Below are 16,757 nucleotides of genomic sequence, written 5' to 3'. Positions count from 1 at the left end.
AGCGGGGTGGCAACGGGGATGGCGAGGGTGCCGGGCGAGGGGGGTGGGCGGAGCGGTGATCGCGGGGATCAGGCGGTCCAGTCGAGGATGACCTTGCCGCAGCGGCCGCTCGCCGCCTCGTCGAAGGCGGCCTCGAAGTCGGCGGCGGGGTAGCGGCCGGTGATCACGGGGCTGAGGTCGAGGCCGCCCTCCAGCAGGACGGACATCGCGTACCAGGTCTCGAACATCTCGCGGCCGTAGATGCCCTTGATGGTGAGCATCGAGGTGACGACGGAGGCCCAGTCGATCGGGAACTGCTCGGCGGGCAGGCCGAGCATGGCGATCTTTCCGCCGTGGGTCATGTTGGCGATCATCGACTGGAGCGCCTCGGGGCGGCCGGACATCTCCAGGCCGACGTCGAAGCCCTCGCGCAGGCCGAGCTTCTGCTGGCCCTCCTCGATGGTGTGCTCGGAGACGTCCAGCGCCAGCGAGACGCCGACCCTGCGGGCGAGGTCGAGGCGGTAGGGCGAGACGTCGGTGATCATCACGTTGCGGGCACCGGCGTGCTTGGCGACGGCGGCGGCCATGATGCCGATCGGGCCGGCGCCGGTGACCAGCACGTCCTCACCGACCAGCGGGAAGGACAGCGCGGTGTGCACGGCGTTGCCGAAGGGGTCGAAGATCGCGGCGACGTCGAGGTCGACGGGGACGCGGTGCACCCAGACGTTGGAGGCGGGCAGGGCCACGTACTCGGCGAACGCGCCGTCGCGGTTGACGCCGAGGCCCACGGTGTTGCGGCACAGGTGGCGGCGGCCGGCCAGGCAGTTGCGGCACTTGCCGCAGACCAGGTGGCCCTCGCCGCTGACCAGGTCGCCGACGGTGATGTCCGCGACGCCGGCGCCGATCTCGGCGACCTCGCCGACGAACTCGTGGCCGAGGACGAGCGGGGTCCTGATGGTCTGCTGGGCCCAGCCGTCCCACTTGCGGATGTGCAGGTCGGTGCCGCAGATGCCGGTGCGCAGCACCTTGATGAGGACCTCGCCGGGGCCGATCACCGGGGTGGGGACGTCCATCAGCGAGAGTCCGGGTTCGGCCTTCTGCTTGACGAGTGCCTTCACGGCGGTGGCTCCTGACGCGCGGTGGGGGCGGCCTGGTGTGGCAGGCCGACGGGGCCCGGTGGGTGGCGGCCCGAGGACCGACGGGTCCTGGCGGGGCCAGGGCCTGCGGAACCGGTTCCGGTGTCCGCATTCCGGGCAGGCAGAAATCTGCCTGGTGGGAGGGGGTGCGGTCCATCGAGGAATTCTTAAGGGCCGCGACAGCTCGGCTAAACGATCGTGCCCGAGCTGGGGTCGGGGGCCACTGCGGCGTGCCGGTCGGCACTCCGACGGCGCAGCGCGCGAGGCATGTCCGGGGCGCGCGGGGCGCTGCGCCGAGGCCGGTGCTCCCCCGGTGCGACCGGGTCAGTCGCGGCGGGTGGTGACGGCGTGCACGAGGGCCGCCGCGGCGGCGAGGAGGGCGGCGGCGAGCGCGAGCAGCAGGGCGGTGGAGGCCAGCAGCTCCGCCGAGCGGTTGTGGGTGGAGAGCCGGGTGAGCAGCAGGTTGACCGGGGGCAGGCCCTTGCTCACGGTGAGCACGAGCAGCAGGCCGAGGGCGAGCAGCAGGCCGAACCCCGGCCGGCGGACCAGTGGCCGGGAGGCGAGCAGGCCGACGGCGGTGCCGGTGAGGGCGCAGGTGAGCTGGGTTTCGGTGCCGAGCAGCAGGTCGGCGGCGGTGGGGGTGTGGGTGCCGACGAGCAGCGGCAGGGCGAGGCCGAGGGCGGTGAGCGGCAGACAGCCGAGCAGGGCGGTGAGCACGGTGCCGGTGAGCAGACGTCGGCGGCTGCCGGTGGCTGCGGTGAGGAGCGCGCGGTGGGGCCGGTCCTCCAGGCCGGTGAGCGCCATGGTGAGCCAGGTGGCGGCGAGCAGCATCGCGGCGGACGCGGCTCCGTGGGCGGCGGTGAGCGGGCCGCTGTCGTCGCTGGTGAGGACGGCGACGAGGCCGGTGAACAGGATCAGCGGGGCGAGGTAGCGCTGGGAGAGCAGCAGGGTGGCGAGCTGGTAGCGGACGAGGGCGGTCATCGGCTGGTGGTCCTCGTGGGGGCGGGGGCGAGGGCGGGGCGGGTGACGGCGCGCACCGACCACCGGTGGCGCAGCGCGGTGAGCAGGACGGCGTCGGCGTGCGTCTGCTCGACCCGCAGGTGGAGTTCGGGGCCGCGGCGCTCCAGCGTGAGGACGCCGGGCAGGGCCTGCCAGTCGGGGCCGTCCGGGCCGGGGCCGGTGAGCACGAGCTCGGCGGGCGGCACGGCGGCGGACCCTAGGGACGCGGGCGCGGACGGCGCGGACGGGGCCCCGGTCACCCGGCCGTCGGCGAGGGTGCGGACGGTGGTGGCGTGCGCCTCGGCGACGGCTTCGCGGTGGTCGGTGAAGACCACGGCCCCGCCCTCGGCGGCGGTCTCGGCGATGAGTTCGGCGAGCACGGTGTGCGCGGAGGCGTCGAGGCCGGACCAGGGTTCGTCGAGCACCAGCAGATCGGGCGGGACGAGCAGGGCCTGGGCGAGCGCGACCTTCTGGGCGTTGCCCTTGGACAGGGTGCGCAGGGCGGCGTGGGAGCCGCCGACGAGGGCGAGCCGGTCGAGGAGCTCCGCGGCCCGGCGGCGGGCGGCTGCGGTGGGCAGGCCCCGGACGCGGCCGAGGTGGGTGAGGTAGCCGGTGGCGGTGTGGCGCTCGTGGGCCGTGAACCGGTCGGGGACGTAGCCGACGGCGGCCCGGCGGCCGGCGGTGGCGGGGCGGGTGACGGCACCGGTGAGGCGGCCGGTGGTGGGGCGGGTGAGGCCGGCGAGGATCCGCAGCAGGGTGGACTTGCCGGAGCCGTTGGCGCCGAGCACGGCGAGGACGTCGCCGTGGGCGAGGCGCAGCTCGACGTCGCGCAGGATCCAGGGCCCCCGTCCGTAGCGCTTTCCGACGCCGACGGCTTCGGCGACGGCTTCGGTTCCGGTTCCGGCAACGGCTTCGCTGTGCAGCACCTCGGTGTTCCCCTCCCGTCGGCTCCGGCGGTGCGCACCCTACTCGGGCGCGGATAGGGGGCGGGTAACGGTGCTGGTGGGCGTACGTCGGGGGCGCGCGAGCGGGGTTGCGGCGGGTGGCTGACGCGTGGGTCCGTTCGGTCCAGCGGGCCGCCGGTGGGCGCGCGGGGCGCCGCGGGCGCGCATACGGTGGCGATCGCTCCCCCTTTGCGGGCCCGTCGAGCGCTGCTCCGGGTCCGTCCGGCCCAGAGAGGCGCCCCGAAGATGACGAACCGTGTGTCGACCCGAGCCACCGCCCCCCGGTGGCGGCCCCTCGCCCGGCCGGCGCCGGTGGCGCTGCTGCTGGCGCTGGCCGGACTGCTGGCCGCCGGGTGCTCGGGCGGCTCGCCGTCCGAACACCCGGCGGCGGCCGGGGCGGTGACGGCCGCACCGGCTGCGCTGAGCCCGACCCCCACCCCGAGTCCGACGGGGACCACGAGTCCGACCGGAACCGCGAGTCCCACCGCGACGCCCAGCCCCACCCAGGCGCCGAGCGGCACCACGGTGCCGCTGACGTCGGACGTCACCTCCCGGCTGGACGCCGCGATCGGGCGGGTGCTGACGGAGGCCTCGGTGCCGGGCGTGATCGTCGACGTGGCGACGCCGCAGGGCGAGTACCTCAAGGCGTTCGGGGTGTCCGAGCGGGTGCCGGGCACCGCGATGGTGACCGGGCTCAACATGCGGATCGGCAGCGTGACCAAGACCTTCACGGTCACCGGTGTGCTCCGGCTGGTGGACCAGGGCAAGGTGGGGCTGGACGACCCGGTCGGCAAGTACCTGGCCGGCGTGCCGAACGGCGAGCAGATCACCCTGCGCCAGCTGGCGGGCATGCGCAGCGGCCTGTTCTCGTACACCAAGGACGAGGACTTCGTGCGCGCGTTCCAGGCGGATCCGCAGCGCCCCTTCACGCCCGACCAGTTGACCGCGTACGCGTTCCGGCATCCGGTGAACTTCCCGCCGGGAACGGAGTTCGAGTACTCCAACACCAACACGGTGCTGCTGGGCCAGGTGATCGAGAAGGTCGACGGGCGCCCGCTCGGGGACTTCCTGAAGAAGGAGGTGTTCGAGCCGGCGGACCTGGGCCGCACGGTCTTCCCGACGGACAACGCGTTCCCGCAGCCGCACGCGCGCGGCTACACCAACCAGACGGCGGACGGGACGATCCAGGACGCCACCGACTGGAACCCGTCGTGGGGCTGGGCGGCGGGGGCGGCCATCTCGGACCGGGCGGACATGAAGAAGTGGGCGAAGGTGCTGGCCACCGGCTCGCTGCTGAAGCCGCAGACCCAGGCGCAGCGCCTGGAGCCGCAGCCGTCGACGGCGCCGGGCACCTCGTACGGGCTGGGGATCTTCGACAACCACGGGTGGATCGGGCACAACGGTTCGCTGCCGGGCTACCAGGCCGTGGTGGTGTACCTGCCGTCGGCCCAGGCGTCGCTGGTGGTGCTGCTGAACACCGATGTGGCGTACCGGGGTTCGGAGCCGTCGACGCTGTTCGCGAAGGCGATCACGGAGATCGTCTCGCCGGCGAACGTCTACGACCTGCCGGCCACTCCGTCGCAGTCGGACGAGCCGTCCGGGTCGGAGTCCGGGTCCGGGTCACCGTCGCCGAAGGTGTCCTCGTCGGTGACGCCGCCCGGGCAACCGGCCTGACGGCGCGCCCGGCCGCCGGCTCAGCCGCCGAGCACCCGGGCCAGGTCGTAGGAGACCGGTTCCTCCAGCTGCGCGTAGGTGCAGCTGTCGGGCGTGCGGTCGGGGCGCCAGCGGCGGAACTGGGCGGTGTGCCGGAAGCGGGTGCCCTCCATGTGGTCGTAGGCGACCTCGACGACGCGTTCGGGGCGCAGCGGGATCCAGGAGAGGTCCTTGCCGCCGGTCCAGCGGCTGGTGGCGCCGGGCAGCCGGGCGTCGGCGTGCGCGGCTTCGTCGGCCCAGGCGCCCCAGGGGTGGGCGGCGAGGTCGGTGGTGCGCAGCGGGGCGAGTTCCTCGGCGAGTTCGCGGCGGCGGGCCATCGGGAAGGCGGCGCAGACGCCGACGTGCTGGAGGCGGCCGTCGGCGTCGTGGAGGCCGAGCAGGAGGGAGCCGACGACGGGGCCGCTCTTGTGTTCGCGGTAGCCGGCGACGACGCAGTCGGCGGTGCGCTCGTGCTTGATCTTGTACATGGCGCGTTCGCCGGGCCGGTAGGGCTGGTCGAGGGGTTTGGCGACGATGCCGTCGAGTCCGGCGCCCTCGTACTGGGCGAACCAGGTCTCGGCGAGTTCACGGTCGGTGGTGGTGGGGGCGGTGAAGACGGGGTCGGCGGCGTCGGCGAGGGCGCTCTCCAGGGCGCGGCGGCGGGCTTCGAGGGGCCGGTCCAGGAGGGGTTCGTCGCCGAGGGCGAGCAGGTCGAAGGCGACGAAGGAGGCGGGGGTGCGCTCGGCGAGGAGCCTGACCCGGCTGGCGGCGGGGTGGATGCGTTCGAGGAGTTCCTCGAAGCGCAGCCGGCCGTCACGGGCGATGACGATCTCGCCGTCGAGCACGCAGCGCCCGGGGGTCTCGCGGCGCAGGGCCTCGACGAGTTCGGGGAAGTAGCGGGTGAGGGGCTTGCCGGTGCGGCTGCCGAGCTCGACCTCGTCGCCGTCGCGGAAGACGATGGTGCGGAAGCCGTCCCACTTGGCCTCGTACTGCATGCCGGGCGGGATCTTCGCGACGGACTTGGCGAGCATCGGGGCGAGCGGCGGCATGACGGGCAGGTCCATGGTCCCGATCCTCGCGCCGAACGCTCCGGGGCGCGCGGCGGGCGGGGCGAGCACGGCGGGCGGAGCGGACACGGCGGGCGGAGCGGACACGGCGCGCTTAGCGTGAGAGGCATGGGCTCTGCCGTGGAACTGGATGTCGCCGGGCGCACCGTCCGGCTGTCGAACCCGGACAAGGTGTACTTCCCGGAGCGCGGGTTCACCAAGCTGGACGTCGCGGAGTACTACCTGGCGGTGGCGCAGGGGGTGCTGCGCGGCCTGCGGGACCGGCCGACGACGCTGCAGCGATTCCCGGACGGGGTGGAGGGCGAGTTCTTCTACCAGAAGCGGGCCCCGAAGGGCCTGCCGGAGTGGCTGCCGACGGCCCGGATCGCCTTTCCGAGCGGCCGGTCGGCGGACGAGATCTGCCCGACGGAACCGGCCGCGGTGCTGTGGGCGGCGAACCTGGGGTGTCTGACCTTCCACCCGTGGCCGGTGCGGCGCTCGGACACCGAGCACGTGGACGAGCTGCGGATCGACCTGGATCCGCAGCCGGGCACGGACTTCAAGGACGCGGTGCGGGCCGCGCACGAGTTGCGGGCGGTGCTGGAGGAGCAGGGGCTGCGGGGGTGGCCGAAGACCTCGGGCGGCCGGGGGCTGCACGTGTACGTGCCGCTGGTACCGCAGTGGTCGTTCACGGACGGGCGGCACGCGGTGATCGCGCTGGGCCGGGAGCTGGAGCGACGGCTGCCGGGGCGGGTGACGACGGCGTGGTGGAAGGAGGAGCGCGGCGAGCGGATCTTCGTCGACTACAACCAGATGGCGCGGGACCGGACGATCGCCTCGGCCTACTCGCTGCGGGCGCGGCCACGGGCGACGGCCTCGGCACCGCTGCGCTGGGAGGAACTGGACGACGCCCTGCCGCAGGACTTCGACCTGCGGACCCTGCCGGCCCGGTTCGCGGAACTGGGGGACGTGCACGCGGCGATGGAGGACGAGCGGTTCCGGCTGGAGGGGCTGCTGGAGCTGTACGAGCGGCAGGTCGCGGAGGGGGCCCACGGCGAGCTGCCGTACCCGCCGGACCACCCGAAGGCGGCGGGCGAGCCGACCCGGGTGCAGCCGAGCCGGGCGCGCAGGAAGTCCTGACGGCGGACCGCTTCAACGGACTGCTTCGACGGACCGCTTCGGCGGACCGCTTCGGCGGACTACTAGGCTGGGCGCCCACGAAGGATCACGGAGGGGCGGGCGCGGAGTGGGTGCACGGGGACTGCGGGAGATGCTGGCGGACGCGGCGGGCGGGGTGTTCCCGCCGGCGGACGGGTCGGTGACGGTGGTGCCGCAGCCGTCGCCGCGCGAGGCGGGGGTGGTGGCGTTCTCCGCGCACTCGGTGGTGTTCACCGACGAGGATCCGGCCTGGGTGCGGGCCGCGCTGGCGGCGGCGCCGGGCGATCCGCTGGCCGCGCCGCTCTGTCCGCCGTTCCTGAGCGCGCTCGCCGAGCGCACGGGGCGGGTGAACGGCACCATCGACCTGCTGACGGTGGCGGACCGGCTGCCGGGTGCGCCCGCGCTGGAGCTGGCGGAGGTCGAGGACCGGGAGCATCCGCGGGTGGTGCGGGCGCTGTGCTACCGCGAGGACGTCCGGGTGTTCGACGCGGACGGCGGGCGCGGCGTGCTGATCCTGGGCCGCGGGGTGGCCGGTCGTTGGGAGTGCGCGATCGAGGTGGACGAGGCGGCGCGCGGACGCGGCCTGGGGCGGGCGCTGGCGCTGGCGGCCCGGCACCTGCTGCCGGAGGGCGAGGTGGTGTGGTCGCAGCAGGCGCCGGGGAACGCGACGAGCGTGCGGGCCTTCCAGGCGGCGGGCTACCGGCCGATGGGGGCGGAGTCGCTGCTGGTGCTGTCGTGAGCGCGCTCGCCACCGTGCCCGAGGAGGTGCGGGCACGGCTCACCGTACGGTTCGGTCCTGCGGCCGAGGCGTGGTGCGAGGAACTGCCGTCGCTGGTGGACGCGCTGGCCGCCCGCTGGGGGCTGACGGTGCGGGCGGCCGGCGGGGGAGGCACGGCGCGGGTGTTCCGCTGCGAGCGGCACGCGGACGGCGCGGCGGTGTGGCTGAAGCTGACGCCGGACCCGGCGGTGGCCGCGCAGGAGGCGACGGCGCTGAGCGCGTGGCAGGGCGTGCCGTCGCTGGTGCGGCTGCTGGAGCACGACGCCGGCTCGGGCGCGCTGCTGCTCGCGGACGTCGCCCCGGGCACGTCCCTGCGCGAGCGCGGCTGGCGGCCGTCCGAGATCGCCGGGCTGCTGGGCGCGCTGCGGTCGGTGCCGGTGGACGGGGTGGCGCTGCCGCCCCTGGCCGAGCGACTGGACTTCCTGTTCGAGCTGACCGGCCGCCGGGCCCCCGGGGTGCCGACCGTGCACGCGCGGGCCCTGGCCCGGGAGCTGACCGCGGACGGCGCCCCGGTCGCCCTGGTGCACGGCGACCTGCACCCGGCCAACGTGCTGCTCGGCCCGGACGGCCCGGTGGCGATCGACCCGCGGGCGTGCCTGGGCGACCCCGACTTCGACCTGGTCGACTGGGTGCTCGACGGCGTCACCGCCCCGGCCGCCCTGTCGGCCCGCATCGGCGAGCTGACGGCCCTGGTCCCGGGCGCGGACGCCGACCGCGTGCTGGCCTGGTGCCGCGCGACGGCCGTCGTGGTCGCCGCCCCACGGCTGACCGCAGGCCGCCGCGACGCCGGGACCCTGTTCCTGAAGGAGCTGGCGGGCCTCTAACGCGCGGCCAGGGCACCCGCGAAGGTGGCGAACGCGCCGACCAGCAGGACGGCCGCGGTCACGCCGAGCACCACCCGCTTGCGCTGGGAGGGGTCCCGGTGGCGCAGCAGTCCCTGGACGGCGGCGAACCCGGCGACGGGGAAGGCGGCGAGCGCGAGCTGCAGCAGGCTCAGCCAGTACAGGACTCCGCCGGTACCGGCGAGGCGGCACTCGCCGTCGGCGGCGCAGGAGACGGCGACGCGCTGGTGGGTGTCGATCCGCCAGTCCGTCCAGGCGTACTCGTTCGCCGGTCCGCCGTCGTCGGGGAAGAAGGTGCCGCGGCAGTCGCCGGTCGGGCCGAGCGCTGGCCGGTCGGCGTTGGCGCGCAGGCACTGGTCGGCGACCAGGGCGCCGCGGGTCCCGGCGAACCCGGCGGCGTAGGCGAGCCCCTCCCCCGCGTGGGCCGTGCCACGGCCGCCGACCGCCAGCAGCGCCAGCACCGCCGCGACCGGGACCAGCGCCCGGGCCGCCGCGCGAAGCCCATCGGACCCGCTCACGCCGGGGCGGTGGCGGCGATGATCCGCACGGCGTCGGCGATCTGCGTGTCCGTCAGATCACCCCGGGCGGTCAGCCGCAGCCGCGAGACGCCGTCGGGGACGGACGGGGGGCGGAAGCAGCCGACGGCGAGGCCGGCCCGGCGGCAGTCGGCGGCCCAGGAGACGGCGGCCTCGGGGCCGGGGGCGCGCACGGAGACGACGGCGGCGTCGGGACTGGAGGCGTGCAGACCGGCGGCGGCGAGGCGGGCGGCGAGACTGCGGGCCACCTCACGGGCGCGTTCGGCGCGGTGGGGTTCGGCCCGCAGCAGGCGAAGGGCCCCCAGCGCGGCGCCGGCGGCGGCGGGGGCGAGGCCGGTGTCGAAGATGAAGGTGCGGGCGGTCTCGGTGAGGTGCCGGATGACGCGCCGCGGGCCGAGGACGGCGCCGCCCTGGGAGCCGAGGGACTTGGAGAGGGTGACGGTGGTGACGATGTCGGGCGCGCCGGCGAGCCCCGCGGCGGCGGTGGCGCCGGTGCCGCCGGGGCCGAGCACGCCGAGGCCGTGGGCGTCGTCGACGAGCAGCGCCGCGCCGAACCTCCGTGCGGCGTCGGCGAGTTCGGCGAGCGGGGCGGCGTTGCCGTCGACCGAGAACACCGAGTCGGTGACCACCAGGGCGCGCCGGTGGGAGCGCCCGGCGAGCACCTCGGCGACGGCGCCCGGGTCGCTGTGCGGGGCGCGGTGGACATCGGCGCGGGCCAGGCGGCAGCCGTCGATCAGCGAGGCGTGGTTGTAGGCGTCGGAGACGATCAGCGTGTCGGGGTCGGTGAGCGCGGTGAGCACGGCGAGGTTGGCGGTGTACCCGGAGGAGAACACCAGCGCCGCCTCGGCCCCGCAGAAGGCGGCCAGCTCCTCCTCCAGCTCGGTGTGCAGCGCCGTGGTGCCGGTGACCAGCCGCGACCCGGTCGCACCGCCGCCCCACCGCAGCGCGGCCTCGGCGGCGGCCCGGGTGACGGCGGGGTGCCGGGTGAGCCCGAGGTAGTCGTTGCCCGCGAGGTCCAGCACGGCGTCGTCGGCGGCCCGGCTGCGCAGGGTACGGGTCAGCCCGGCCCGGGCCCGCTGCCCGGCGCTCTCGTCGAGCCAGTCGAAGACGGCGCCGGGATCGGCGCCGGCGGAGCCATCGGCCTGGGACGCCTCAGACGCCTCGGACGTCTCGAACACGCTGCGGTTGACCATGCCCGGCACTCTGGCACGCCCCGCCCGACCCGGGCAATGTGCGCCGGGGCACACCGCCGGACGCAGGAGCCACCTCGCCAGAACCATAGGTTTACCTAGAATCAACCTCGCATTTCACATGGATTCATTCATTCGATCATCGTCCTCCGATTCCCGCGAACTCAACCGATTGTTCGTCCTCCCCCGGTAGTGTCCCCACAAGTCGAACAGTCCTGGGGGGACTTGGTGGCAGACCTCGAATTCGAGCGACGGATGAACCCGTGGCTCTTCGACAGTTCCGGAAACCTCACCGCGGAGGCGAAGAAGCAGTTTCCCGACCTCGCGGCGGCCGCCGCCGGGGCCCGCCACCCGTCACGCTCCCGCCGGCCGCCGGCGGCCCGTCCGTCAAGGCGAACCCCGGGATGATCCGCCAGGCCGGCACCAACGCCACGGCCCTGCGCGAGTCCGTCCGCACCGCGTGCGCACAGCCCGCGGGGCACGTCACCGGCGCGGTCGCCGCGCTGATGGGCTGGAACCTGCACGCCACCGCCCAGAACTACGACAACACCGAGAGCGCGATCCACAGCCAGTTCGCGCAGCAGCACGGCTGAGGCGGGGGCCCGGCATGGTGACGTACACCCAGCTCCAGACCGTCGACCTCACCGGCCTCAACGCAGCGGCCGGCGACTTCGAGAAGATGGTCCGCGCCTGGGACCTCTCGACCAGGATCCAGAACGAGGTGATCGGCCCGGCCCAGCAGTCCGGCTGGACCGGGCCGAGCTCCGAGTCCGCCGCCACCGCCCTCACCCAGGCGCGCGACCAGATCCGCGCCGCCTTCGAGGAGGCCTCGGCGAATCGCGCGCACGCTGCGCGACGCGCACGACGAGTTCGTCGCCGCGAGGAAGGACCTCCAGGTGGCCGTCCAGCACGCCAGCGAGCAGGGCCTGACCGTCGCCGCCGACGGCAGCGTGCACTGGCCGCCGGCCACCGACCCGGCCGACAAGCACGACCCCGACTACGCCAGGACCCAGCGGGAGACCGCCCAGGTCGCCGCCCAGGAGATCGGCAAGGCGCTGGACCGCGCCACCGAAGCCGATTCCGCGGCCGCCCTGGCCCTCGCGATGGACACCGGCAACGACACCACGAGCTTCAACAGCACCCCGCTGGGCAGCGTCGCCGACGCCGAGGCCAAGCAGGCCGCCCAGATCCTCAGCCTCGGCAGCGCCGCCACCGACGCCCAGCTCACGCAGTTGCAGGCCCTGCTCCAGCACCACTCCGGCGACCCCCGGTTCGCCACCGCCTTCTACGGCGGCCAGGACCCGGGGACCTTCCTCGCCTCCTACGGCGCGCTGGCGCAGAGCGGCGACTTCGCCGGCAGCCCCGTCCGCGCGGCCGCCGTCAGGGGGATCCAGGAAGGGCTCGGCCTCACCCTGGCCACCGCCACCAACAGCGGCGGTCAACCCCACCTGCCCCCGGACTGGGGCGAGCGACTGCGCCGGGCCGGCAGCCGGCACATCCAGCTCGGGCCCGGCGCCGACTACGAGTCCAGCCCCTACGGCTACCAGATCCTGGGCAACGTCCTGCGGTACGGCAACTACGACGCGGCGTTCCTGAAGCCGATCGCCGAGCACGTCACCCAGCTCACCCAGGAGAACCCGGCCCGCTGGGACGCGGTGGCGATGAAGGGCGGCGCGCCGTTCCAGGACTTCTGGTTCACCGGCACCCCGGACGAGAAGGGCAACTACCACGGGTTCAACCCGATGGGCTCGGTGCTGAACGCGCTCGGGCGCAGCCCGGACGCCGCCACCAGGTTCTTCACCGACCCGCCGACGACGTACTGGCCGGACGGCTCGGTGAGGAGCACCGGCGGGACGAACACCTCAACTCGGCCGTCAGGACCACCCGCGACTGGGCGGGCACCATCTGGGACGCGACGCTCGGATCGGTCCTGGAGACCAGGGCGCCGATCGTCGGCCCGTACGCGAACGACGCGGTCGGCAGGATCATGGACGGCATCGCCGAGAGCTACCAGGTGAACACCGACGCGCAGACCACCAACAAGGCGCAAGCGGCGCAGAACCACGCGTTGGCGGGCGCCCAGGGGTCCGTCCAGGACGCGATCCGTGACGCGGCGGGCCGGACCGGCCTCGAACGGAAGTACCTCAACGATCTGGCCCCCGCCGTGGAAGGCCAGATCGGGGGCGCGTTCGCCGGCGCCACGGGTACCGCTTGGCAAGTCACCCATCCGAAGAAGGAGGACTGAAACGGTGCGGCGCGATAACGGGCGACTTGCGGTCACAGCCCTGGTCACGGCGTTGGTTCTCATCGGGGGCGGGCTGTGGGCGTGGAAGCCGTGGCAGTCGGTGGAACTGCCGGCGAGTGCTTGCTGGGGGCTGATCGAACGGGAGGAGGTCCGGCCGCTGGTGGGTGATGAGGGGAAGGGAATCGAGCGCGAGGTCTTCGGCGACCTGTCCGGAAGGAGTACCCGGGCGGATTGCGGCATCTCGTGGCTGCCCGGCGCGACCGTCGTGGTCGCCCGGATATTCCAGATCGACGAGAGTTCGTACCGCTCATATCGCGAGCAGTACGAGGCGGACCAACGCGATCTGCCGATCGACTTCGGTGCCGGTGTCGTGGGCTGGCTGGATGACGGTCTCCAGCCGATACTGATGTTCCCCTGCGACAGCGGCCGACAGCCCCTGGCCCGGAACGCGTACCGGCAGCTCTCGGTCGCCGGCGACTTCTACCTGTCCGACCTGTCCGCGACGAAGCGGACACAGGTCTTCGTCGACGTGGCCCACCGCATCGCCCAGGAGATCGTCCGCCAGGAAGGCTGCCCCGACGTGCGGATCGCCGAGCGGGCGCCCGTGGTGGCGGGCTGATGGGCGCCGGGCTTTGCCGGGGGTGGCGGCGAGCAGGCAAGATAGCCGGGTGACCCTCCTTGATCTGATGCCGAAGCCCGCCACGCCCGACGCGCTGTACGAGACGTTCGCCGCCTGGACGGAAGAGCGCGGGATCTCGCTGTACCCGGCGCAGGAGGAGGCGCTGATCGAGCTGGTGTCGGGGAACAACGTGATCCTGGCGACGCCGACCGGCTCGGGCAAGAGCCTGGTCGCCGCCGGCGCGCACTTCGCGGCACTGGCGGAGGGGAAGCGGACCTTCTACACGGCGCCGATCAAGGCGCTGGTGTCGGAGAAGTTCTTCGACCTGGTCAAGATGTTCGGGACCGAGCAGGTCGGCATGATGACCGGCGACGCCTCGGTGAACCCGACCGCGCCGATCATCTGCTGCACCGCGGAGGTGCTGGCGCAGATCGCGCTGCACGACGGCGCCCGGGCCGACATCGGCCAGGTGGTCATGGACGAGTTCCACTTCTACGCCGAGCCGGACCGCGGCTGGGCGTGGCAGATCCCGCTGCTGGAGCTGCCGCAGGCGCAGTTCCTGCTGATGTCGGCGACGCTGGGCGACGTGCGGCGGTTCGAGGAGGACCTGACCCGCCGCACCGGCCGCCCGACCACCGTCGTGCGCAACGCGACGCGTCCGGTGCCGCTGTTCTACGAGTACCGGCGCACGACCATGCACGACACCCTGGAGGAGTTGCTGCAGACCGGCCAGGCGCCGGTGTACGTGGTGCACTTCACCCAGAAGGAGGCGGTGGAGCGGGCGCAGTCGCTGATGAGCATCAACATGTGCTCGAAGGCGGAGAAGGACGCCATCGCCGACCTGATCGGCAACTTCCGCTTCACCACCAAGTTCGGCCGCAACCTGTCGCGTTACGTCCGCCACGGGATCGGCGTGCACCACGCGGGCATGCTGCCGAAGTACCGGCGCCTGGTCGAACGGCTCGCCCAGGCGGGCCTGTTGAAGGTGATCTGCGGGACGGACACGCTGGGCGTGGGCGTCAACGTGCCGATCCGCACGGTGCTGTTCACCGCGCTGTCGAAGTACGACGGGCAGCGGGTGCGGATCCTGCGCGCCCGTGAGTTCCACCAGATCGCCGGCCGCGCCGGACGGGCCGGGTTCGACACCGTCGGCCAGGTGGTGGCGCAGGCGCCCGAGCACGTCATCGAGAACGAGAAGGCCGTCGCCAAGGCGGGCGACGACCCGAAGAAGAAGCGCAAGATCGTCCGCAAGAAGGCGCCGGAGGGCTTCGTCGGCTGGTCCGAGGAGACCTTCAACAAGCTGATCGCCGCCGACCCGGAGCCGCTGGTCTCCCGGTTCAAGGTGAGCCACGCGATGCTGCTGTCGGTGATCGGCCGGCCCGGCAACGCCTTCGAGGCGATGCGCAAGCTGCTCACCGACAACCACGAGGACCGCCCCGCGCAGCGCCGGCACATCCGCACCGCGATCGCCATCTACCGCTCGCTGCTGGAGGGCGGCGTGGTGGAGCGGCTGCCGGAGCCGGACGCCGAGGGCCGGATCGTGCGCCTGACCCTGGACCTCCAGGAGAACTTCGCGCTCAACCAGCCGCTGTCCACCTTCGCGCTGGCCGCCTTCGAGCTGCTGGACCCGACCTCGCCGTCGTTCTCGATGGACGTGGTGTCGGTGGTCGAGGCCACCCTGGACGACCCGCGCCAGATCCTCGCCTCGCAGCAGAACAAGGCGCGCGGCGAGGCCGTCGGCGAGATGAAGCGCGACGGCATCGAGTACGAGGAGCGGATGGAGCGGCTCCAGGAGATCACCTATCCGAAGCCGCTGGAGGAACTGCTCACCCACGCCTACGAGGTGTACCGGCGGGCGCACCCGTGGATCGGCGACCACCAGCTGCAGCCGAAGTCCGTGGTGCGCGACCTGTACGAGCGGGCGATGACCTTCTCGGACTACGTCGGCCACTACGAGCTGGCCCGCACCGAGGGCATCGTGCTGCGCTACCTGGCGGGCGCGTACAAGGCGCTGGAGCAGACCGTCCCCGAGGACGTCAAGACCGACGACCTCAAGGACGTCATCGCCTGGCTCGGCGAGCTGGTCCGCCAGGTCGACTCCAGCCTGCTGGACGAGTGGGAGCAGCTGGCCAACCCGACCGAGCCGCAGGCCGCCGAGGTGACCCTGGACGACAAGCCGGCGCCGGTGACGGCGAACGCGCGGGCGTTCCGGGTGCTGGTGCGCAACGAGATGTTCCGCCGGCTCGAGCTGTGCGCGCTGGAGCACTACGACGAGCTCGGCGCGCTGGACGGCGAGTACGGCTGGGACGCGGACCGCTGGGCGGACGCCATGGACGGGTACTGGGAGGAGTACGACGACCTGGGCACCGGTCCGGACGCGCGCGGCCCGAAGATGCTGATCATCGAGGAGGAGGACTCCGCCTGGCGGGTCCGGCAGATCTTCGACGACCCGGAGGGCGACCACGACTGGGGCATCAGCGCCGAGGTCGACCTGTACGGCTCGGACGAGGAGGGCCGCGCGGTGCTGCGGGTCACCGCCGTGGACCGCCTCGGCGGCTGACGCGAGATCGGCCCGGCCCGGCGGAGCGCCCGAAGGCGGCTCCGCCGGAGCCACGGGGCCCGCTACATCCAGACGAACGGCGCGCCGGCGGTGAACGAGATGGCCCGGGTGGCCTCGTCGAGCAGCTGGTCGAGGTTGGCCGCGCTCATCGAGGGCACCGGCAGCGGGCTCACCGGGGAGCCGGACGGGCTCGGCGAGCCGGTGCCGGAGGCGGTGGCGGTGCCGAAGCCGGGGTGCGCGTCGGCGGGCCGCGAGCTGGTCACCGTCACGTAGTGGCCGACGAGTTCGACCCGCGCCTCGGTGGCGGGCCGGGCCGCGGCGGCCGGCAGGGCGGGGGCGGTGGAGGCGTCCGGGAGGATGAAGGCGACCGAACCCGGCTTGGCCCGCAGCGACTCGGCGGCGCGGGCCGCGGCCGGGGCGTCGGCGAAGCGCAGCAGGGTGATGCTGCTGAGCACCGGCTTCTCCTGGGCGGTGAAGCTGACGCCCAGGTAGCCCTTGCAGCCGGCCTCCCGCAGCAGCTCCAGGGTGCGGTCCTGGAGCACCTCGGTGCAGTTCTCGCCGCGCCGCACCCCGGAGCGCTTGCCCTTGTACCCGCCGGACTCGACGACCCGTTGGGCCGGGAAGTAGACGTCGACGTCGAGCGCCTCGGGGTCGGCGACGGTGCGCGGCGGCGGGTCGCCCACGATCGGCGGGGTCTTGGAGGCCTCTTTGCTGGAGGGCCCGAGCCCCGGTATGTAGTCGCCGGGCGTGGGGCGGGTGACGATCCAGCCGCCGGCCGCCACCACGCCGGCGACGGTGATCCAGCCGACGACCCGTCGGGTGGTCACGCGTCTGGCCCGGAAGGCCCCCGCCCCCACCCCCGCCGGATGCTGTGACGTGTGTTCTGCCGATGGTCCGTCCGGTCGCTCTGCCGGCGACGGGGCGCGCTCCCCCTGCGTGGTCATGCGGCAGATTGTATGCAGGTCACGAGTGGTGGAGATCACGGGGGCGCGGACCCGGCGGGAGCCCGTCCGGACGGCCCGGCGCCCGACGT

Annotated in this window: 16 protein-coding genes; 9 read left to right on the top strand and 7 right to left on the bottom strand. The window is 73.8% G+C overall.

Going from position 1 to position 16,757, the window contains the following annotated elements; genetic code table 11:
* Nucleotides 1–68 precede the first annotated feature (68 nt).
* The 3 genes from tdh to ACFVUH_RS34940 all read right to left on the bottom strand — a co-directional run bounded on the left by tdh (nucleotide 69) and on the right by ACFVUH_RS34940 (nucleotide 3,040).
* Entirely contained in the window at nucleotides 69–1,097 is a 1,029-nt protein-coding gene (tdh, locus tag ACFVUH_RS34950) for an L-threonine 3-dehydrogenase (protein ID WP_355374801.1), read from the bottom strand.
* 342 nt (nucleotides 1,098–1,439) lie between these two features.
* Nucleotides 1,440–2,096: a hypothetical protein gene (locus ACFVUH_RS34945; protein ID WP_387917559.1), complete on the bottom strand. Its 657-nt coding sequence runs from the start codon at nucleotides 2,094–2,096 to the stop codon at nucleotides 1,440–1,442.
* Nucleotides 2,093–3,040, bottom strand: a complete 948-nt coding sequence (locus ACFVUH_RS34940) for an ATP-binding cassette domain-containing protein (RefSeq protein WP_387917557.1) — start codon at nucleotides 3,038–3,040, stop codon at nucleotides 2,093–2,095. Before ACFVUH_RS34940 ends, ACFVUH_RS34945 begins: the two co-directional genes overlap by 4 nt.
* Nucleotides 3,041–3,304: 264 nt before the next feature.
* Here ACFVUH_RS34940 and ACFVUH_RS34935 point away from each other — a divergent pair, with 264 nt between their 5' ends.
* Nucleotides 3,305–4,732: a serine hydrolase domain-containing protein gene (locus ACFVUH_RS34935; RefSeq protein WP_387917555.1), complete on the top strand. Its 1,428-nt coding sequence runs from the start codon at nucleotides 3,305–3,307 to the stop codon at nucleotides 4,730–4,732.
* 20 nt (nucleotides 4,733–4,752) lie between these two features.
* Here ACFVUH_RS34935 and ACFVUH_RS34930 read toward each other — a convergent pair whose 3' ends face one another.
* Nucleotides 4,753–5,814, bottom strand: a complete 1,062-nt coding sequence (locus tag ACFVUH_RS34930; protein ID WP_355374868.1) for an ATP-dependent DNA ligase — start codon at nucleotides 5,812–5,814, stop codon at nucleotides 4,753–4,755.
* Between the two features lie 123 nt (nucleotides 5,815–5,937).
* Here ACFVUH_RS34930 and ligD point away from each other — a divergent pair, with 123 nt between their 5' ends.
* From ligD to ACFVUH_RS34915, 3 genes are all read left to right on the top strand, one after another.
* Nucleotides 5,938–6,936 (top strand): non-homologous end-joining DNA ligase, encoded by a 999-nt coding sequence (ligD, locus tag ACFVUH_RS34925; RefSeq protein WP_355374865.1) that lies wholly within the window; start codon nucleotides 5,938–5,940, stop codon nucleotides 6,934–6,936.
* 130 nt (nucleotides 6,937–7,066) lie between these two features.
* A complete protein-coding gene (locus ACFVUH_RS34920) occupies nucleotides 7,067–7,693 on the top strand; it encodes a GNAT family N-acetyltransferase (RefSeq protein WP_355374862.1) in 627 nt (208 codons plus the stop codon).
* Nucleotides 7,690–8,556 carry an aminoglycoside phosphotransferase family protein gene (locus tag ACFVUH_RS34915; RefSeq protein ID WP_387917554.1) on the top strand — a complete coding sequence of 289 codons (867 nt, stop codon included), beginning with the start codon at nucleotides 7,690–7,692 and terminating at the stop codon, nucleotides 8,554–8,556. The genes ACFVUH_RS34920 and ACFVUH_RS34915 overlap by 4 nt, the downstream gene beginning before the upstream one ends.
* Here the strand turns inward: ACFVUH_RS34915 and ACFVUH_RS34910 are convergent.
* Both ACFVUH_RS34910 and ACFVUH_RS34905 read right to left on the bottom strand, forming a co-directional pair.
* Nucleotides 8,553–9,092 carry a hypothetical protein gene (locus ACFVUH_RS34910; protein ID WP_387917553.1) on the bottom strand — a complete coding sequence of 180 codons (540 nt, stop codon included), beginning with the start codon at nucleotides 9,090–9,092 and terminating at the stop codon, nucleotides 8,553–8,555. The two genes, ACFVUH_RS34915 and ACFVUH_RS34910, sit on opposite strands and share 4 nt — an antisense overlap.
* Nucleotides 9,089–10,303, bottom strand: a complete 1,215-nt coding sequence (locus tag ACFVUH_RS34905; RefSeq protein ID WP_387917551.1) for an 8-amino-7-oxononanoate synthase — start codon at nucleotides 10,301–10,303, stop codon at nucleotides 9,089–9,091. The genes ACFVUH_RS34910 and ACFVUH_RS34905 overlap by 4 nt, the downstream gene beginning before the upstream one ends.
* A gap of 401 nt (nucleotides 10,304–10,704) precedes the next feature.
* Here ACFVUH_RS34905 and ACFVUH_RS34900 point away from each other — a divergent pair, with 401 nt between their 5' ends.
* The 5 genes from ACFVUH_RS34900 to ACFVUH_RS34880 all read left to right on the top strand — a co-directional run bounded on the left by ACFVUH_RS34900 (nucleotide 10,705) and on the right by ACFVUH_RS34880 (nucleotide 15,724).
* Entirely contained in the window at nucleotides 10,705–10,893 is a 189-nt protein-coding gene (locus ACFVUH_RS34900; protein WP_387917550.1) for a hypothetical protein, read from the top strand.
* Nucleotides 10,894–11,196: 303 nt separating this feature from the next.
* Nucleotides 11,197–12,318 (top strand): hypothetical protein, encoded by a 1,122-nt coding sequence (locus ACFVUH_RS34895; RefSeq protein WP_387917549.1) that lies wholly within the window; start codon nucleotides 11,197–11,199, stop codon nucleotides 12,316–12,318.
* Entirely contained in the window at nucleotides 12,288–12,545 is a 258-nt protein-coding gene (locus ACFVUH_RS34890) for a hypothetical protein (RefSeq protein WP_387917548.1), read from the top strand. Before ACFVUH_RS34895 ends, ACFVUH_RS34890 begins: the two co-directional genes overlap by 31 nt.
* Nucleotides 12,546–12,549: 4 nt before the next feature.
* Nucleotides 12,550–13,164 carry a hypothetical protein gene (locus ACFVUH_RS34885; RefSeq protein WP_387917546.1) on the top strand — a complete coding sequence of 205 codons (615 nt, stop codon included), beginning with the start codon at nucleotides 12,550–12,552 and terminating at the stop codon, nucleotides 13,162–13,164.
* Nucleotides 13,165–13,231: 67 nt separating this feature from the next.
* Nucleotides 13,232–15,724 (top strand): DUF3516 domain-containing protein, encoded by a 2,493-nt coding sequence (locus tag ACFVUH_RS34880; protein WP_355372691.1) that lies wholly within the window; start codon nucleotides 13,232–13,234, stop codon nucleotides 15,722–15,724.
* Between the two features lie 62 nt (nucleotides 15,725–15,786).
* Here ACFVUH_RS34880 and ACFVUH_RS34875 read toward each other — a convergent pair whose 3' ends face one another.
* On the bottom strand, nucleotides 15,787–16,551 hold the full coding sequence (locus tag ACFVUH_RS34875) for a hypothetical protein (protein ID WP_387917544.1): 765 nt from the start codon (nucleotides 16,549–16,551) through the stop codon (nucleotides 15,787–15,789).
* Nucleotides 16,552–16,757: the final 206 nt, after the last annotated feature.

The sequence above is a fragment of the Kitasatospora sp. NPDC058032 genome (assembly GCF_042885845.1).
GTDB lineage: Bacteria > Actinomycetota > Actinomycetes > Streptomycetales > Streptomycetaceae > Kitasatospora.
Note: the sequence above shows the minus strand (reverse complement) of the source record. Positions and strands in the feature narration are given on the sequence as shown.